This window comes from Bradyrhizobium sp. BR 10289, from assembly GCF_019455385.1.
GTDB lineage: Bacteria > Pseudomonadota > Alphaproteobacteria > Rhizobiales > Xanthobacteraceae > Bradyrhizobium.
Window position 1 is genome coordinate 118,477 of the sequence record NZ_JACOFR010000001.1, and the last position, 14,839, is coordinate 133,315.

Below are 14,839 nucleotides of genomic sequence, written 5' to 3' on the forward strand. Positions count from 1 at the left end.
CCTCATTGTGCCTTGATGTCAGCGGCCTTCAGCACCGGCTCCCATTTGGTCGCCTCGGCGTGCATGTAGGCGTCAAACTCCTTGGGCGAAGAGCCGACCGGGGCAGCGCCGATCTTGCCGAGCGTGGACAGCACGTTCGGATCCTGCAGCGCGGCCTTCAGATCGGTCTCGAGCTTGGCGACGATCTCCGGCGGCATCTTTGCTGGCCCGAGCACGCCCCACCAGACCGAGACGTCGTAACCTGACACGCCGGCCTCGGCGACCGTCGGCACATCCTGCAGCGCCTTGGAGCGCTCGGCTGAGGTCACCGCGAGCGCACGCACCGGGCCGCCTTCGAGCTGGCCGATCGCTTCCGCCAGCGGATTGATGCTGAGCGGGATTTCGCCGGCGATCACCGCGGTCAGCGCCGGCGCGCCGCCCTTGTAGGGGATTGCGACGATCCTTGTGCCGGACATGTATTTGAGAAGTTCGCCGGCGAGATGCGCGGAGGTGCCGTTGCCGGACATGCCGTAAGACAGCTTGTCCGGATCTTTCTTCGCGGCGGCGAGAAGATCGCCGAGTGTCTTGTAGGGGCTGTCCTTGGCCACCACGATCGCGAGCGGCGAGGAGGCAACTTCCGTAATCGCAGTGAAATCCTTGAACGTATCGTAGGGCACGCTCGGATAGATGAATTGGTTCAGCGGATGGCCGCTCGCGACCAGGATCAGCGTGTAGCCGTCGGGTGCAGCCTGCGTCAGGGCCTGCGAGGCGACGATGCCGCCGGCGCCGGGACGGTTGTCGATCACCGGCTGCTGGCCCCAATTCTTCGCCAGCGCCTGAGCGAGCGTACGCGCGAGCACATCGACCGCGCCGCCGGCCGCATAGGGCACGAGGATGTGGACTGGCTTGCTCGGATAGGTATCGGCGGCCTGCACGGCGCCACCCGCCAGCAGCAGGCTGGCACCCAGCATCAAGCGGCCGATCGTCTTGTTCAAACCCAGCATTCCCAGCACTCCTCGGGCGTTTGCGTTACGTCAGGCGGTCTCGAAGCCATCTTCGACGCTGCCCATCGTTTTTGTTGACGAGACCTGATCTTTTGTACGATAGTACAAATCCCATGGTACGCAAGCCCGCCAGCAAGGAAACGGCCCGCAAGCCCAACATGCGCGAGGCGATCCTCGCCGCGGCCGAGGAGCTGTTCGCCACCAACGGCTTCAACGCCGTCTCGGTCCGCGACATCGCGCAGGCCGCCGGGGCCAATCCCGGCAGCGTCACCTATCATTTCAAGACCAAGGACGGCCTGCTGCTGGAGATCTACCGGCGGCATTGCGGTCCGATGAACTTGCGCCGCTCCGAGCTGCTTGCCGCGGCGAAGCGCGTGCGTGATCTGCGGGACCGGCTGGAAGCGATCGTGCGCGCCTATGTGGTGCCGGCCTTCACCTCGGGCAGCGATCTCGCCGGCGGCGGGGCGCGTTTCACGCGGCTGCGCGCGGTGATGTCGGCGGAGGGTAACGATGTCGCGCGAAGAATCATCGCGCAGACCTTTGACGACACCAGCCACGCCTTCATCGATGCGATCCATGAGAGCCTGCCGCACATTCCGCGCACAGATATCGTGTGGCGCAGCCATTTCCTGCTCGGCGCACTGTATTATTCGCTGGTGACGCCGGACCGCGTCTCGCGACTGTCGCGCGGCGAGGCCGACGGCAGTGATGCCGCCAGCGCCATCGAGCAACTGGTGCAGGCGACCGTCGCCGCGTTCCAGGCGCCGGCGCTCGATCAAGCCGCACCGGTGCGGCGGCGACCGGCCGTCCCCAGCAAGGCCTGAAGAAGCACTCTCGTTCGGCGGTTGAAGTGATGACGATGTTGTACACGCCCACCATTCCGCCGCCCGATCCGAACACGCGCACGCCAAAATTCAAGCTGCCAAAACTGTCGTGCGATGCGCATTGCCACATCTTCGGACCGGGCTCGAAGTACCCTTACGCGTCTGACCGCTCCTACACGCCGCCGGATGCGCCGCTGGAAGACTTCAAGGCGCTGCATTCCAAGCTCGGCGTCGAGCGGGCCGTCATCGTCAATGCCAGCGTCCACGGCACCGACAACACGGTGGCGCTCGATGCGATTGCGCAGAGCAATGGGGCCTATCGCGCGGTCGCCAATATCGACGATACGATCACCGAGCGCGAGCTTCGCGTACTGCACGAGGGCGGCTTCCGCGGCTGCCGGTTCAATTTCGTCCGCCATCTCGGCGGCGTTCCCGACAAGCGCGTGTTCGACCGCATCGTCGCGGCAGTCGCGCCGCTCGGCTGGCACATCGATCTGCACTTCGATGCGATCGACCTGCCCGAATATGCCGACATGCTGACACGGCTGCCGCTGAGCTACACGATCGACCATATGGGGCGCGTGAAGGCGTCCGAAGGGCTCGACCAGCTGCCGTTCAAGATCCTGATCGAGCTGATGCAGCGCGACGAGAAGTGCTGGGTCAAGATCTGCGGCTCCGAGCGGGTGTCCTCGGCCGGTCCGCCCTTCACCGACGCCGTGCCGTTCGCGCGAAAGATCGTCGAGACTGCGCCCGATCGCATCATCTGGGGCACCGACTGGCCGCATCCGAACGTCAAGGTGATGCCGAACGACGGCGATCTGGTCGATTTGATCCCGCTGTTCGCGCCCGAGCCGGAGCTGCAGCAGAAGATCCTGGTCGACAATCCCGCGCGTCTGTTCGAGTTTGACAGATGACGGCAATGGCGATCGACAAGCCGCGCGGACGGGCCTGGTGGAAGGAGCTCTGGATCCAGGTGCTCATCGCCATGGCGGCCGGCATCGCGCTTGGGATCGTCAGCCCCGAGGCGGGCGCCAGGATGCAGCCGCTTGGCGACGCCTTCATCAAGGCGATCCGGATGCTGATCGCGCCGATCATCTTCTGCACGGTCGTCCACGGCATTGCCCACATGGCCGACATGGCGCGGGTCGGGCGCGTCGCGGTCAAGGCCATCGTCTATTTCGAGGTCATGACGACGATCGCGCTGATCATCGGCCTCATCGCGGTGAATGTGCTCAGGCCCGGCGTCGGGATGAACATCGATCCCGCCAGCATCAATGCCAGCGCCGTCGAGCCCTACGTCAAGCAGACCGCCGTGATCGGCTTCGTGCCGTTTCTGCTCAACATCGTTCCCGCGACATTCATTGGCGCCTTTGCCGAGGGCAATATCCTCCAGGTGCTGTTCATCTCCGTTCTGTGCGGTTTCGCGCTGGTGCAGCTCGGCGAGCGCGCTATGCCGCTAGTCAACCTGATCGACATCGCCGCCAAGATGGTGTTTGCGGTCGTCGCCTTCGTGATGTGGGCAGCGCCGATCGGCGCGTTCGGGGCGATTGCCTTTACGGTCGGCAAGTTCGGCGTGGGCTCGCTGGCCTCGCTCGGCAAGCTGCTGGGCGGCTTCTATCTCACCTGCGTCATTTTCATCGTCGTGGCGCTCGGTCCGGTCGCGCGGTTCTGCGGCTTCTCGCTGCTCAAGCTGATCCGCTACATCTGGGAAGAGCTGTTGATTTGCATCGCCACGACATCATCGGAGACCGTGCTGCCGCGGATGCTGACCAAGCTGGAGAAGGCCGGCTGCGAGAAGAGCGTGGTTGGGCTCGTGATCCCGACCGGCTATTCCTTCAATCTCGACGGCACCTGTCTCTATCTTGCCGCTGCCTCGGTGTTCTTGGCGCAGGCAACCAACACGCCGTTCGGGCTTGCCGAGCAGGTCGAGCTGCTGCTGATCCTGCTGGTGACATCCAAGGGCGCGGCGGGCATCGCCGGGGCTGCCTTTGTCGTGCTGGCGGCGACGCTGTCGGCGACAGGCACCATTCCGGTGACGAGCGTGGCGCTGGTGCTGGGCATCCATCGACTGATGTCGCAGGGGCTGACGCCAACCAATCTGATCGGCAACGCGGTTGCGACCATCGCGATTGCGAAATGGGAAGGCGCGCTCGATAGCGGGCGCCTGAGGCGCATGCTCGACGGCGAGGAACCTGCCGCCGTTGCCGCCTGACGAATTGGCTGCCGGCATGACGCAGGCAGCCTATGATATTGACGAACGAAGGAGGGGAGCTCTCCCATGAAAACAGGTCTCGTGGTCACGGCCCATCCGGGCGACTTCGTCTGGCGCGCCGGCGGCGCCATCGCGCTGCATGCGAAGAAGGGCTATCGCATGAAGATCGTCTGCATGTCCTTCGGCGAGCGCGGCGAAAGCCAGTTCGCCTGGAAGGAGAAGGGCGCGACGCTGGAATCGGTCAAGGCCGGTCGCAAGGACGAGGCGGAGCGTGCGGCCAGGCTGCTCGGCGCCGAGATCGAGTTCTTCGATTGCGGCGACTATCCGTTAAAGCTCACGGAGGCGCATTTCGACCGCATGGTCGACATCTACCGCGAGCTTAATCCAAGCTTCGTGCTGACGCATGCGCTGGAAGACCCCTATAATTTCGACCATCCGAATGCCGCGCATTTCGCGCAGGAGACCCGCGTGGTCGCGCAGGCGATGGGCCACAAGCCCGGCGCGCAGTACAAATATTCGGCGCCGCCGGTGTTCCTGTTCGAGCCGCACCAGCCCGAACAGTGCAATTACAAGCCGGACCTGCTGCTCAAGATCGACGAGGTCTGGCAACAGAAATACGAAGCGTTCCAGATCCTGGCAGCGCAAAAACATCTCTGGGGCTATTACGAACGCGTCGCGCTCAACCGCGGCATCCAGGGCAGCCGCAACACCGGCGTGCCCATGACCTACGGCGAGGCCTATCAGCGCCTGTTCCCGACGGTTGCTGAGGAACTGGCATGAAGCCGGTCGTCGTTCGCAACATTGAGCGAGCGGACCCCGCCGGGATGGCGGAGTACGGCGTCTCGACCGTGCACGAGGCCTATGGCCGCATCGGGCTGATGAAGCCTTATCTGCGCCCGGTCTGGGCCGGCGCGTCGATTGCCGGCCCCGCGGTCACCGTGCTGGCGCAGCCCGGCGACAACTGGATGATCCATGTCGCGATCGAGCAGTGCAGGAAGGGCGACATCCTCGTCGTCGGCTGCACCACCGACAACACTGACGGCATGTTCGGCGAACTGCTCGCGACCTCGCTGCAGGCGCGCGGTGTGCAGGGATTGATCATCGATGCCGGCTGCCGCGACGTCAAAGCGCTGCACGAGATGAACTTTCCGGTGTGGTCGCGCGCGATCTCGGCCAAGGGCACGGTCAAGGCGACGCTCGGCTCGGTCAACGTCCCCGTGGTCTGCGCCGGAGTCAATGTCGATCCCGGCGATATCATCGTCGCCGATGACGACGGCGTCGTCGTGGTGCCGAAGCGCTACGCCGCCGAGGTCGCCGAGAAGGCCAGGAAGCGCAATGCCGACGAAGGCGGCAAGCGCAAGCGTCTCGCCTCGGGCGAGCTCGGCCTCGACATGTACGGCATGCGTGAGGCGCTGGCGAAGGCGGGTCTCGTCTATGTCGACACCTCCGAGGACATCTGAAGAAGACAAGCGGAGCGGGCGGATGGATCGTCTCAAGCTGAAGGCCGTGCTCGGCAGTCACCCCCACGTCAAGGCAGTGAAGAGCGGCGAGCTGCGCTCCGACCTGTTCGATCTCGACTTCATCGATTACACGCCGACCAACACGGCATTCAAGCCGATGGTGCGCGAGCAGGCCTTCGACGTCTGCGAGATGGCGATCGTCACCTATCTGATGGCGAAAGCGCACGGCAAGCCGCTGGTGTTGCTGCCCGCGACCATGCTCGGCCGCTTCCAGCATTCCCATGCGTTGTACAATCCCGCGCGCGGAACGCTCGGGCCGTCCGATCTCGAAGGCAAGCGCGTCGGCATCCGCTCCTTCACGACGACGACCGGCGCCTGGATCAGGGGCATTCTGGCCAACGACCACGGCGTCAATCTCGACAGGATCAAATGGGTCACCTTCGAGGATCCGCATGTCGCCGAATATGTCGACACCACCGAGCGCGCACCGAAGGACAAGAAGGTCCTGCAAATGCTGCTCGACGGTGAGGTCGATGCCGTCCTTGGCGAGACCTCTGACAATCCCAAGCTGAAGCCGCTGTTCCCCGATCCCGCAGCCGAGGCCGCAAGGTGGTACGCGCGCCGCGGAATCGTGCCGGTCAATCATCTCGTGGTCGTGACCGAGAGCCTTGCGAAATCGCGCCCTGATGTCGTTGTCGGCGTCTATGATCTGCTCAAGCGGAACAAGGACCGGATGGGCGCTCCGGCAACGCCCGACCTTGTTCCGTTCGGGATCGAGGCCAACAGAAAGCCGCTCGAGCTGATCGTCGACTACGCATTCCAGCAGGCGCTGATCCCGCGCCGCTATGCGGTCGAGGAGCTGTTCGATGAAACGACGCGAGGACTGAACTGATGGCAGGTGATCCCAGGCGCTGGCAGATCGGGCTGGTTGGCTATGGCGAGGTGGGCCGAATCCTCGCCGAGGATTTGCGTAAGCAGGACATCAAGGTGGCCGCCTATGACATCAAGCTCGGGGGCGAGCAGGGCGCTGCGCTGAAGGAACATGCGGCGCAACAGGGCGTGACGCTCGCGGCATCTCACGCCGAGCTGACCGCAAAGTCCGATTTCATCATCTCGGCCGTCACGGCAAGCCAGGCGGTGCCCGTGGCCAAGGCCTGCGCGACCGCGATCAACCAGGGCACCTGGTTTCTCGATTTCAATTCGGCCTCGCCCGGCGCCAAGCAGCGCGCGGCGGCGCTGATCGACGGCGCCGCCGGGCGCTATGTCGAGGGCGCGGTGATGACGTCGGTGCCGCCCTATCGCATCAAGGTGCCATTGCTGCTCGGCGGTCCCGGTGCCAGGGAATTGGAGCCGCTGCTGAACGCGATCGGCTTTGCCGCGAAGGTTGCGAGCGACAAGCTCGGCGTGTCCTCGGCTGTGAAGATGTGCCGCAGCATCATGATCAAGGGCCTCGAGGCCATGGTCATCGAAAGTTTCACCACCGCGCGCGCCTATGGCGTCGAGGATGCGGTGCTGGCCTCGCTCACGGAAACCTTTCCTGCCATCAACTGGGAGAAGCAGGGCGCCTATTTCTTCCAGCGCGTGATCGAGCACGGCCGCCGCCGCGCGGAAGAAGTGCGGGAAGTCGCCGAGACCGTGCGTGAAGCCGGGCTGACGCCGTGGTCGGCGCAGGGCACGGCCGAGCGTCAGGCCTGGGTGGCGGATCTGGCCGATGAAGGCCTGTTTGGGCCGAAGGGAACCAGGGAGTTCGCCCGCAGCGCCGATTGGCGCATCGAGGCGGATCGCATTCTGGCAAGGATCAAGCGCTGACGCCGAAGGCGCCGCTCAGCTCAACACCCTGCCGCTGTCGCGATAGCCCGAGACCTCGTCGCGGGCAGCCTCGATCAGATCGATCAGGCTGTTGGCCTCCCGCACGACATCCGTCGTGCGCTCGGTGCGGAACTCGGCGAGGATCATGCGGATGCACTTGTCGGCGGTGTCGAGCGTCCACAGCGCGCGGGCCATGTCGTCCTGGGTGTGGATCGCCGAGACGTCGAGGCCGGACAAGACTTCGCCGATGCCGTTCAGCCGCTTGACGGCGGTTTCGGCGGGCGTGCTGGCCCGGAGGGATTGATAATCGATGCTGCTGAATGCGCTGAACTGGTCCATGCGTCCCCGTTTTAATCCAGACATCGGTGCAGGGCCCACCTTGCCGGCACCTCGGGATTTGCAATGGGTTCACCTATCGGGAATCGGAGAGGATCGACTATCCGGGAGAGTACCGGATTCGGAATCCTAGAACCGCGAGCGGTAACATTGGACGGAAAAGCTGTGGGAATCAGCCGCACGTCAATGCAGCTATGCGCCGAGAGCCGTTCAGAGGCCGGGGCGGAACAGCGTCGGGCGCTGCCGCGCAAAGGTCTGCCGGCCGCTCTTGAAGCCCGTCAGGATGTCCGGCAGCTCGGCGATCGCAAAACGGCTGTCCTGCGTGTCGAGCACGACGAGATCGGCGGGATGACCGACTTCGATGCCGTAGTCTGTGAGGTTCATCAGCCGCGCCGGCAGGTCGGTGACGAGATCGAGGCAGGTGTCGAAATCGCCGACGGAGGCATGCGCGACGTTGGCGTAGAAGTTCGCCATGCGCAGCAGCGAGGCATCGCCGAACGGCGTGAAGGGATTGAGCACGTTGTTGGTGGCGACCGAGCACAACACGCCGTCGCCGGCGAGCTTGTGGGCGAGGGTCAGCCCGCGCGGGGCATTGTGGGTGGCGTCGCGGCCCATGAGGTAGAGATCGGTCGCGGGCAGCACGGTGACCGCGACGCCTGATGTCGCCAGCTGCGCGACGGCGGCCTTCAGCCGCTCCGGCGGCAAAGCCGACAGTTTTGTGGCGTGGCCGATCGCGACCCGTCCGCCATAGTTGCGCCGCTCGGTCTGCCGGCAGACCTCGTCGAGATGCCACCAGGATGGATCGAGATCGAAGTCGAGATGGAGGTCGACGTCGACGTCGAACGCCTCGGCGAGATCGAAGATGCGTTCGAGATGGGCGTTCGGGTCGGTGTCCGTGTAGGGACAGCCGCCGATGACTTCGCCGCCATCGCGCAGCGCCTGCACCAGCAACTCCTCGCTGCCGGGATCGTTGGTCAGGCCTTCCTGAGGGAACACGCAGAGCGAGAGATCGATCGCCCAGGCATAGTCGCGTTTGAGCGCCTTGACCGCCTCGAAGCCGCGCAGGCCGATGCGCGGGTCGATCTCGACATGCGTGCGCATCCGCGTCGTGCCGTTCACAATCGCGCGCTCGAGCACTTTCCGGCCCCGCGCGTAAATGTCCTCGACGGTAAAATCCTTCTTCATCCCGGCGACGGCGCGGATCGCCTCCGAGACGCTGCCGTGATTGTGCTCGCAGCGGCCGAGCAGGCAGGCTTTGTCGAGATGGATGTGGGTGTCGACGAAGCCGGGCAAAGCGAGGTGCCCGCCGACGTCGATCTCGACGCCCTCGCAGGCGAGTTTTGGTTCGATCGCGGCGATGCGGCCGCCCTTGACGCCGATATCGACGGGGGCGGCGGATGAACGCAACAGGGCGTGGCGAAAGATCAGGTCGAAGGCGGAGTGGCTGGTCATGGCGTCGGATTCAATTGTGGTAGCCTAGCGGAAGCTTCGGGAGGCGGCAGCTCCAGATTGTGTGCAGTTCTGCCGTCACATTGTTCAAAAAAGGTGCATGCAGTTTGAGGTACGAATTGTAGAATATCCGGAGCCCGCAGAAGCCGCCAAGGAAGATAACAAGGGAAGCTGACATGTCCGCCCCCGCAATAGCCGAACGCCCGATGACCGACGCCGAAATCGTGGAAGCCTATCTCACGGCCTCCATGATACCAGATCCCGACGCCGCTTCCGCCTACATGAAGCCGGGCACGGTGATCACGTTCACTGGCGGGCGCGAGTTCGACCATCCGCGCGGGCCGACCGGCTTCAACGCCAAGCGCTATCGCTGGGTCAAGAAGAAGATGGACCGGTTCGACGTCTGCCCGGGCGCGGAGGAGACCGTCGTCTACAGCGTCGGCACGCTCTATGGCGAATGGATGGACGGTACGCCGTTCGAGGGCAACCGCTATGTCGATCGCTTCGTCGTGAAGGGCGGCCAGATTGTGAAGATGGACGTCTGGAACGACAGCGCCGAGCGCATTCTGGCCCAGCGCGGGATCGAAGTCTAACCTCTTCGCGCAACCTTCGGAAGCTTGACGACGCGATCGTTCGTCGCCTCGTCCGCGTAAGGCGCGAGGATATCGAGCAGGTCGCGGCCGCGTTGCGGAGCAGGGGCCACCAGCGCGCGATTGGCCACGGAATCGAGGTGATGGTGCATCAAGTCCATCACCTTGGCCTCGTCGCCCTTGGCCAGCGCGGCGATGATGGCGCGGTGCTCGTTGATGGCGCATTCGGTGGAATGCGGCCGGCTGTAGAGCGAGAGCGTCAGGCAGCAGCGATAGGCGACCTCGCTGACATAACGCACCAGGATCGGGCTGTTCGTCATTTGCGCGAGGAGGATGTGGAATTCGGTGGCAAGCCGGATCGAGACCGCATCCGTGCCGCCGCGCGCGCCGTCCTCGGCATCGACATGGGCGTTCAGCTCGGCGATCTGGGCCTTGGTGAGCTTGCCCGCGAGCTGGCGGACCACGAGCCGTTCGAGTTCGATGCGGACGTCGAAGGCGTTGCGCGCCTCCTGCCAGCTCGGCGTCGCCACCACCGCGATGCGGTTGCGCCGGAGCTCGACCAGGCCTTCGGCAGCGAGCTGTCCCAGCGCGTGGCGGGCGATGGTGCGGCTGACGCCGAAGCGCTCGCCGAGCGAATCCTCCGGCAGCTTTGCGCCGGGCTCCAGCGCCTGCTCGATGATCGCACGCCGGAGCGCACGGCAGATCACGCTGACCTTGTCGGATGATTCAGACGTCTTGCTGGTGGCGCGCGCCGCCATCGGCGAATCCTTGAGGGGAGGGTCGTGCGCCTTCTTTAGCACAGGCCGGGGCAATCCCGCGCCCCAATTGCATGCAATTTGATGGCGGGATTGCCTAATTCGAAGCCGGCAAATCAGCGGGGCAGTTAGCCCAAACCTCTGATTTTGCGGCAGGCGACTGCTGGCATCCAGCTTGCATGCACTTTGGCTGTGATGCGCATGCAACCCAACGCCCAGTTCGACGGCCAGCCCGTTCCCGAAGCGGCCGCCGTCACCGCCATCGAGCTGTCCGAGGCCTCCGTGACCTTTGGACGGGGCGATCGCGCCGTGCCCGCGCTGGCGAAGACGACGCTCAAGATCGCCGACGGCGAGTTTGTCGCACTGGTCGGTCCATCCGGATGCGGCAAATCGACCATCCTTCGTCTCGTCTCCGGTCTGGTGCAGCCGACCAGCGGTGTCGTGATCGTCGGCGGCCGCGAAGTCGCGGCGCGGGCGCTGCGGGTCGGCATGGCGTTTCAGAACCCGACCATGCTGCCGTGGATGACGATCGAGCGGAACATCATGCTGCCGCTGAAGATCGTCGAGCCGTATCGCTCCAACTTCCGCAAGCTGCGCAAGACCGAGTTTCGCGACAAGGCCAACGCACTGCTGGAGCAGGTCGGGCTCAAGGGCTTTGGCAGCCGCTATCCCTGGCAGCTCTCGGGCGGCATGCTCCAGCGCGCCAATCTCTGCCGCGCGCTGATCCACGAGCCGCGCATGCTGCTGCTCGATGAGCCCTTCGGCGCGCTCGACCAGTTCACCCGCGAGGAGCTGTGGGCGATCCTCCAGGATCTCTGGATGACGCACAGGCCGACCGTGCTGCTGGTGACGCACGATCTGCGTGAGGCCGGCTTCCTTGCGAGCCGCATCTGCGTGATGAGCGCGCGTCCCGGCCGCGTCCTCGATGACAGCCGTGTCGATTTCGCCCGGCCGCGGACCGTCGCCATGACTTTCGAGCCGGATTTCGTCGCATTGAACCAGAAGCTGCGCGCCTTCATCGAGGATGCGCGCAGCGCAGCTGCGCAGGGGACAGGCTGATGTTCGGGATCGATGTCAGGCAGAAGGCGTGGTCGGCGGGGCTGATCGTGCTGTTCTTCGTCGCCTGGGAATTGTTCTGCCTGATGACGGGCATGTCCGACCTCGTGCTGCCGCGGCCCTCGCAGGTGTTCGTCACGCTGGTCCAGCGCTTTCCGGTGCTGTGGCCGCATATCGTGCAGACACTGGCGACTACCATGTTCGGCTTCGCCCTCGGTGTCGCGCTCGGCGTTGCCCTCGGCGCCATCATCGGGGTCTCCAGGACTGCCTACGACACCTGCTATCCGCTGCTGATCGGCTTCTCCTCAATTCCAAAAGTCGCGGTTGTCCCGATCTTCGTGCTGTGGTTCGGCTCCGGCACGGTGCCGGCGGTGCTGACCGCACTGTCGATCTGCTTCTTCCCGATCGTCGTCAACATCGCAACGGGCCTTGCGACCACCGAGCCCGAGCTCGAGGACGTCCTGAAGGCGCTCGGCGCCAGCAAGTTCGACATCCTGTGGAATGTCGGGCTTCCCCGGACCATGCCGTTCTTCTTCGCCTCGCTGAAGGTCGCGATATCCTACGCTTTCGTCGGTGCGGTGCTGTCGGAGACGGTCGCCTCCAACCGCGGCATCGGTAATGTCATGATGACCGCGTCCTCCAATTTCAACGTGCCGCTGGTGTTCGCCGGCCTGTTCGTGCTCGCCGGCCTCGGCGTCGCACTCTACGTGGTGTTCTCGCTGATCGAGGGCCGCGTCACCGGCTGGGCCACGCGCAAGAACGACGTGATTGCAACCTGATTTTTCTGAACCGTCATGCAACGAAGCTGGAGGAGGTCTCGATGTTGAGAATAGTAACTGCCGCGCTGCTCGGATTGGCCCTGTCCGCGGGCGCCGCCACTGCGGCCGAGGAAACCACGATCAAGTTCACGCTGGGCTGGAAGACCCAAGGCAGCGATGCCGCGTTCTTCTACGCCAAGGACAACGGCTTCTTCAAAGAGGAAGGACTCAACGTCGTGATCGACCAGGGTGAGGGCTCCGGCGCCACCGTCACGCGCGTGATGTCCGGCGCGTACGACGCCGGCTTCGGCGACGTCAACGCCATCATCCAGAACGCCTCGACCAAGCCGCAGGAGGCGCCCGTGATGGTCTACATGATGTGGAACCAGCCGCCCTTCGCGATCGTCGCCAAGAAGACCTCTGGCATCAACACCATCAAGGATTTCGAGGGCCACACGCTCGGCGGCGCGCAAGGCACGCCGACGACGCGGCTGTTGCCGGTGTTCACCCGCAAGAACGGCCTCGACGGCGAGAAGATCAAGATCTCCAACATGGCGCCGAACCTGCAGGAGCCGATGCTGATCAAGGGCGACATCGACGCCGCGCTCGTCTTCAACATCACCAGCTATTTCAACCTCGTGCTCAACCGCCAAGACCCGGACAAGGATTTCAAATGGTTCTCGTTCGGTGAGTATGGCCTCGACCTCTATTCCAACGGCGTGATGGTCTCGAAGAAGCTGATCGCGTCGAACCCGAAGGCGGTGGCCGGTCTCGTTCGCGCCATCAACAAGGGCGCCATTGCGGTCGCCAAGGACCAGAACGCCGGCATGAAGGCGGCGCTGAACTACGACAACCTCATCAATGCCGATGTCGAGAAGCGTCGGCTGCAATATTCCTTCGAGAAGCTGATCGTCTCGCCGGAGATGAAGGAGATCGGCATCGGCGACATCAAGGATGACCGCATGACCCGCGCCATCGGCATCGTGGTCGAGGGCTATCAGCTGGCCCGCGCACCGACGCCCGCAGAGGTGTTCTCGCGCGAATTCCTGCCGCCGCGCGCGGAGCGGGAGTTGGTGTATACTGCCAACTGATCTTGGAGGGACGGTCATGGTCACGGAGATTGCGGCAACCAGCCTGTTCCGTGGTCATGATCTCGGCGTCAGCGACAATGTCGTGCTGCGGCACGACGACGGTATCATCACCGAGATATCGGAAGGAGCGGAGGCCGGCCCGCGTTCCTTTGTCATTCCGGCCTTCGTCAATGCCCATGACCACGCCCGCGCCACAGCATCGTCCTTCGGCGCGGTCGGCATGCCCTTGGAGAACTGGATCCTGCGGACGGCGCTCGGCACGCCAGTCGATCCCTATCTGACAGCCGCGTCCGCGCTGGCCCGTTCCGCCAGGGCAGGCTGCGCTGCCATGATGGTGCATTACACCCGCCCGAGCGGGATGATGCCCTTGCTGGATGAGGTCAAAGCCATTGCGCGGGCCGCGTCCGATGTCGGTATCCGCATCGCCTTTGCGCTCGCCGTGCGCGACCAGAATCCGATCGTCTATGGCGATGCAGAGCCGATGCTTTCGGGTCTTGCTGGCGACGACCGCAAGACGATCGAAGACCTGTTCGTCCGCGCGCCGATGTCGCCCAAGGCCTACATCGAGCTGACCGACGTGATTTGGGAAGCTATCGCCGGCCCGATGGTGGATGTGCAGCTCGGACCCGCTGGCGTGCAATGGTGTTCGAAGCCGCTGCTGGAGGCGGTCGCGGAAAACTCGGCGCGGACCGGCCGCCGCATCCACATGCATCTGTTGGAGACCGTGTACCAGCGCGCCTGGGCCGATCAGAACTTTCCCGACATGGTGCGGTGGCTGCGCGACGTCGGCTTTCTCTCGGAACGCCTGACGCTGGCGCACTGCATCCACGCTCGCCCGGACGAGCTGGAGATGATCGCGGCCTCCGGCGCACGCATCGTCACCAATTTCAGCTCGAACATGCATCTGCGCTCGGGCCTTGCCCCGATCGCCGCCGCGCATCGATGCGGCTGCTCCGTCACTGTGGGCGTCGACGGGCTGGCGCTGGACGAGGACGACGACATTTTGCGCGAAATGCGACTGGTGCACATGGTCCATGGCGGCGTCGGCTTCAAGGCGACGTGGACGCCGGCCGAGATGTTCGCGCTCGCCATCCGCAATGGCCGTCGCGCCACCGGCGCGCCAGGCAATGGTGAGCTCGTCGCGGGCAATCCCGCCGATTACGTCGTGATCGATCTCGACCGGCTCGACCGCGACCGGATCATGACGGTCGATCCCATGGCGCTGCTGTTCGCGCGGGGGAACGCATCGCTGGTGAAAGAGGTCGTCGTCGCCGGCAAGACGATCGTGCGGAACGGGGCATGTGCCGGCGTTGATCTGCCCGCGATAGATCAGGAATTGCGGGAGATGTACCGCGCCAATGTTGGCAAGCTCGAAGGCTTCCAGCGTATCTGGCCGCCGCTGTCGGAGCGGCTCTCCGAATGGTTCGAGCGGCAGCTCGCCTGCGAGTAGGGCGGGCACCTTAGTTCGGCCGTGAATGGGGAGCGCTCAGGTGGAACCTCCCCTGAATTGTATTTG

General features: G+C 64.5%; 16 protein-coding genes. 12 read left to right on the forward strand and 4 right to left on the reverse strand.

All coding sequences use genetic code 11. The features are described from left to right. Positions 1–2: 2 nt before the first annotated feature. A complete protein-coding gene (locus HYH08_RS00560) occupies positions 3–983 on the reverse strand; it encodes a tripartite tricarboxylate transporter substrate binding protein (RefSeq protein WP_220007791.1) in 981 nt (326 codons plus the stop codon). A gap of 113 nt (positions 984–1,096) precedes the next feature. Between HYH08_RS00560 and HYH08_RS00565 the strand changes: the two genes are divergently transcribed. The 7 genes from HYH08_RS00565 to HYH08_RS00595 all read left to right on the forward strand — a co-directional run bounded on the left by HYH08_RS00565 (position 1,097) and on the right by HYH08_RS00595 (position 7,288). Then, positions 1,097–1,807: a TetR/AcrR family transcriptional regulator gene (locus HYH08_RS00565; protein WP_220007792.1), complete on the forward strand. Its 711-nt coding sequence runs from the start codon at positions 1,097–1,099 to the stop codon at positions 1,805–1,807. Positions 1,808–1,836: 29 nt separating this feature from the next. Then, positions 1,837–2,721: an amidohydrolase family protein gene (locus tag HYH08_RS00570; RefSeq protein WP_220007793.1), complete on the forward strand. Its 885-nt coding sequence runs from the start codon at positions 1,837–1,839 to the stop codon at positions 2,719–2,721. Continuing rightward, positions 2,718–4,019 carry a C4-dicarboxylate transporter DctA gene (dctA, locus tag HYH08_RS00575; protein WP_220007794.1) on the forward strand — a complete coding sequence of 434 codons (1,302 nt, stop codon included), beginning with the start codon at positions 2,718–2,720 and terminating at the stop codon, positions 4,017–4,019. The genes HYH08_RS00570 and dctA overlap by 4 nt, the downstream gene beginning before the upstream one ends. A 66-nt stretch (positions 4,020–4,085) precedes the next feature. Then, positions 4,086–4,799, forward strand: coding sequence for a PIG-L deacetylase family protein (locus HYH08_RS00580; protein ID WP_220007795.1), 714 nt, complete (start codon positions 4,086–4,088; stop codon positions 4,797–4,799). Further along, a complete protein-coding gene (locus HYH08_RS00585) occupies positions 4,796–5,479 on the forward strand; it encodes a 4-carboxy-4-hydroxy-2-oxoadipate aldolase/oxaloacetate decarboxylase (RefSeq protein WP_220007796.1) in 684 nt (227 codons plus the stop codon). The genes HYH08_RS00580 and HYH08_RS00585 overlap by 4 nt, the downstream gene beginning before the upstream one ends. A gap of 22 nt (positions 5,480–5,501) precedes the next feature. Next, on the forward strand, positions 5,502–6,371 hold the full coding sequence (locus HYH08_RS00590) for a substrate-binding domain-containing protein (protein ID WP_220007797.1): 870 nt from the start codon (positions 5,502–5,504) through the stop codon (positions 6,369–6,371). Continuing rightward, positions 6,371–7,288, forward strand: a complete 918-nt coding sequence (locus tag HYH08_RS00595; RefSeq protein ID WP_220007798.1) for a DUF1932 domain-containing protein — start codon at positions 6,371–6,373, stop codon at positions 7,286–7,288. Before HYH08_RS00590 ends, HYH08_RS00595 begins: the two co-directional genes overlap by 1 nt. A 15-nt stretch (positions 7,289–7,303) precedes the next feature. Here the strand turns inward: HYH08_RS00595 and HYH08_RS00600 are convergent, their stop codons facing one another. Together HYH08_RS00600 and HYH08_RS00605 are read right to left on the reverse strand one after the other, a co-directional pair. Continuing rightward, the gene (locus HYH08_RS00600) at positions 7,304–7,627 is read right to left on the reverse strand and encodes a hypothetical protein (protein WP_220007799.1); all 324 of its coding nucleotides are present in this window, start codon (positions 7,625–7,627) and stop codon (positions 7,304–7,306) included. A 207-nt stretch (positions 7,628–7,834) separates the two neighbouring features. Further along, on the reverse strand, positions 7,835–9,076 hold the full coding sequence (locus tag HYH08_RS00605; protein ID WP_220007800.1) for an amidohydrolase family protein: 1,242 nt from the start codon (positions 9,074–9,076) through the stop codon (positions 7,835–7,837). Positions 9,077–9,249: 173 nt separating this feature from the next. Between HYH08_RS00605 and HYH08_RS00610 the strand changes: the two genes are divergently transcribed. After that, a complete protein-coding gene (locus HYH08_RS00610) occupies positions 9,250–9,666 on the forward strand; it encodes a nuclear transport factor 2-like protein (RefSeq protein ID WP_220007801.1) in 417 nt (138 codons plus the stop codon). Here HYH08_RS00610 and HYH08_RS00615 read toward each other — a convergent pair. Then, positions 9,663–10,421: a GntR family transcriptional regulator gene (locus HYH08_RS00615; protein ID WP_220007802.1), complete on the reverse strand. Its 759-nt coding sequence runs from the start codon at positions 10,419–10,421 to the stop codon at positions 9,663–9,665. The two genes, HYH08_RS00610 and HYH08_RS00615, sit on opposite strands and share 4 nt — an antisense overlap. Positions 10,422–10,613: 192 nt before the next feature. Here HYH08_RS00615 and HYH08_RS00620 point away from each other — a divergent pair, with 192 nt between their 5' ends. From HYH08_RS00620 to HYH08_RS00635, 4 genes are read left to right on the forward strand one after another with little or no spacing between them, the layout of a single operon-like run. Beyond that, positions 10,614–11,477, forward strand: coding sequence for an ABC transporter ATP-binding protein (locus HYH08_RS00620; protein WP_220007803.1), 864 nt, complete (start codon positions 10,614–10,616; stop codon positions 11,475–11,477). After that, positions 11,477–12,253 (forward strand): ABC transporter permease, encoded by a 777-nt coding sequence (locus tag HYH08_RS00625; RefSeq protein ID WP_220007804.1) that lies wholly within the window; start codon positions 11,477–11,479, stop codon positions 12,251–12,253. The genes HYH08_RS00620 and HYH08_RS00625 overlap by 1 nt, the downstream gene beginning before the upstream one ends. Before the next feature lie 41 nt (positions 12,254–12,294). Further along, entirely contained in the window at positions 12,295–13,323 is a 1,029-nt protein-coding gene (locus HYH08_RS00630) for an ABC transporter substrate-binding protein (protein ID WP_220007805.1), read from the forward strand. A gap of 16 nt (positions 13,324–13,339) precedes the next feature. Continuing rightward, entirely contained in the window at positions 13,340–14,773 is a 1,434-nt protein-coding gene (locus tag HYH08_RS00635; protein ID WP_220007806.1) for an amidohydrolase family protein, read from the forward strand. Positions 14,774–14,839 lie beyond the last annotated feature (66 nt).

Coding starts and splice junctions, on each gene's coding strand:
- HYH08_RS00590 (WP_220007797.1), top strand. CDS start 5,502: ATGGATCGTCTCAAGCTGAAGGCCGTGCTCGGCAGTCACCCCCACGTC.
- HYH08_RS00560 (WP_220007791.1), bottom strand. CDS start 983: ATGCTGGGTTTGAACAAGACGATCGGCCGCTTGATGCTGGGTGCCAGC.
- HYH08_RS00585 (WP_220007796.1), top strand. CDS start 4,796: ATGAAGCCGGTCGTCGTTCGCAACATTGAGCGAGCGGACCCCGCCGGG.
- HYH08_RS00600 (WP_220007799.1), bottom strand. CDS start 7,627: ATGGACCAGTTCAGCGCATTCAGCAGCATCGATTATCAATCCCTCCGG.
- HYH08_RS00615 (WP_220007802.1), bottom strand. CDS start 10,421: ATGGCGGCGCGCGCCACCAGCAAGACGTCTGAATCATCCGACAAGGTC.
- HYH08_RS00565 (WP_220007792.1), top strand. CDS start 1,097: ATGGTACGCAAGCCCGCCAGCAAGGAAACGGCCCGCAAGCCCAACATG.
- HYH08_RS00605 (WP_220007800.1), bottom strand. CDS start 9,076: ATGACCAGCCACTCCGCCTTCGACCTGATCTTTCGCCACGCCCTGTTG.
- HYH08_RS00595 (WP_220007798.1), top strand. CDS start 6,371: ATGGCAGGTGATCCCAGGCGCTGGCAGATCGGGCTGGTTGGCTATGGC.
- HYH08_RS00620 (WP_220007803.1), top strand. CDS start 10,614: ATGCGCATGCAACCCAACGCCCAGTTCGACGGCCAGCCCGTTCCCGAA.
- HYH08_RS00625 (WP_220007804.1), top strand. CDS start 11,477: ATGTTCGGGATCGATGTCAGGCAGAAGGCGTGGTCGGCGGGGCTGATC.
- dctA (WP_220007794.1), top strand. CDS start 2,718: ATGACGGCAATGGCGATCGACAAGCCGCGCGGACGGGCCTGGTGGAAG.
- HYH08_RS00610 (WP_220007801.1), top strand. CDS start 9,250: ATGTCCGCCCCCGCAATAGCCGAACGCCCGATGACCGACGCCGAAATC.
- HYH08_RS00570 (WP_220007793.1), top strand. CDS start 1,837: ATGACGATGTTGTACACGCCCACCATTCCGCCGCCCGATCCGAACACG.
- HYH08_RS00635 (WP_220007806.1), top strand. CDS start 13,340: ATGGTCACGGAGATTGCGGCAACCAGCCTGTTCCGTGGTCATGATCTC.
- HYH08_RS00630 (WP_220007805.1), top strand. CDS start 12,295: ATGTTGAGAATAGTAACTGCCGCGCTGCTCGGATTGGCCCTGTCCGCG.
- HYH08_RS00580 (WP_220007795.1), top strand. CDS start 4,086: ATGAAAACAGGTCTCGTGGTCACGGCCCATCCGGGCGACTTCGTCTGG.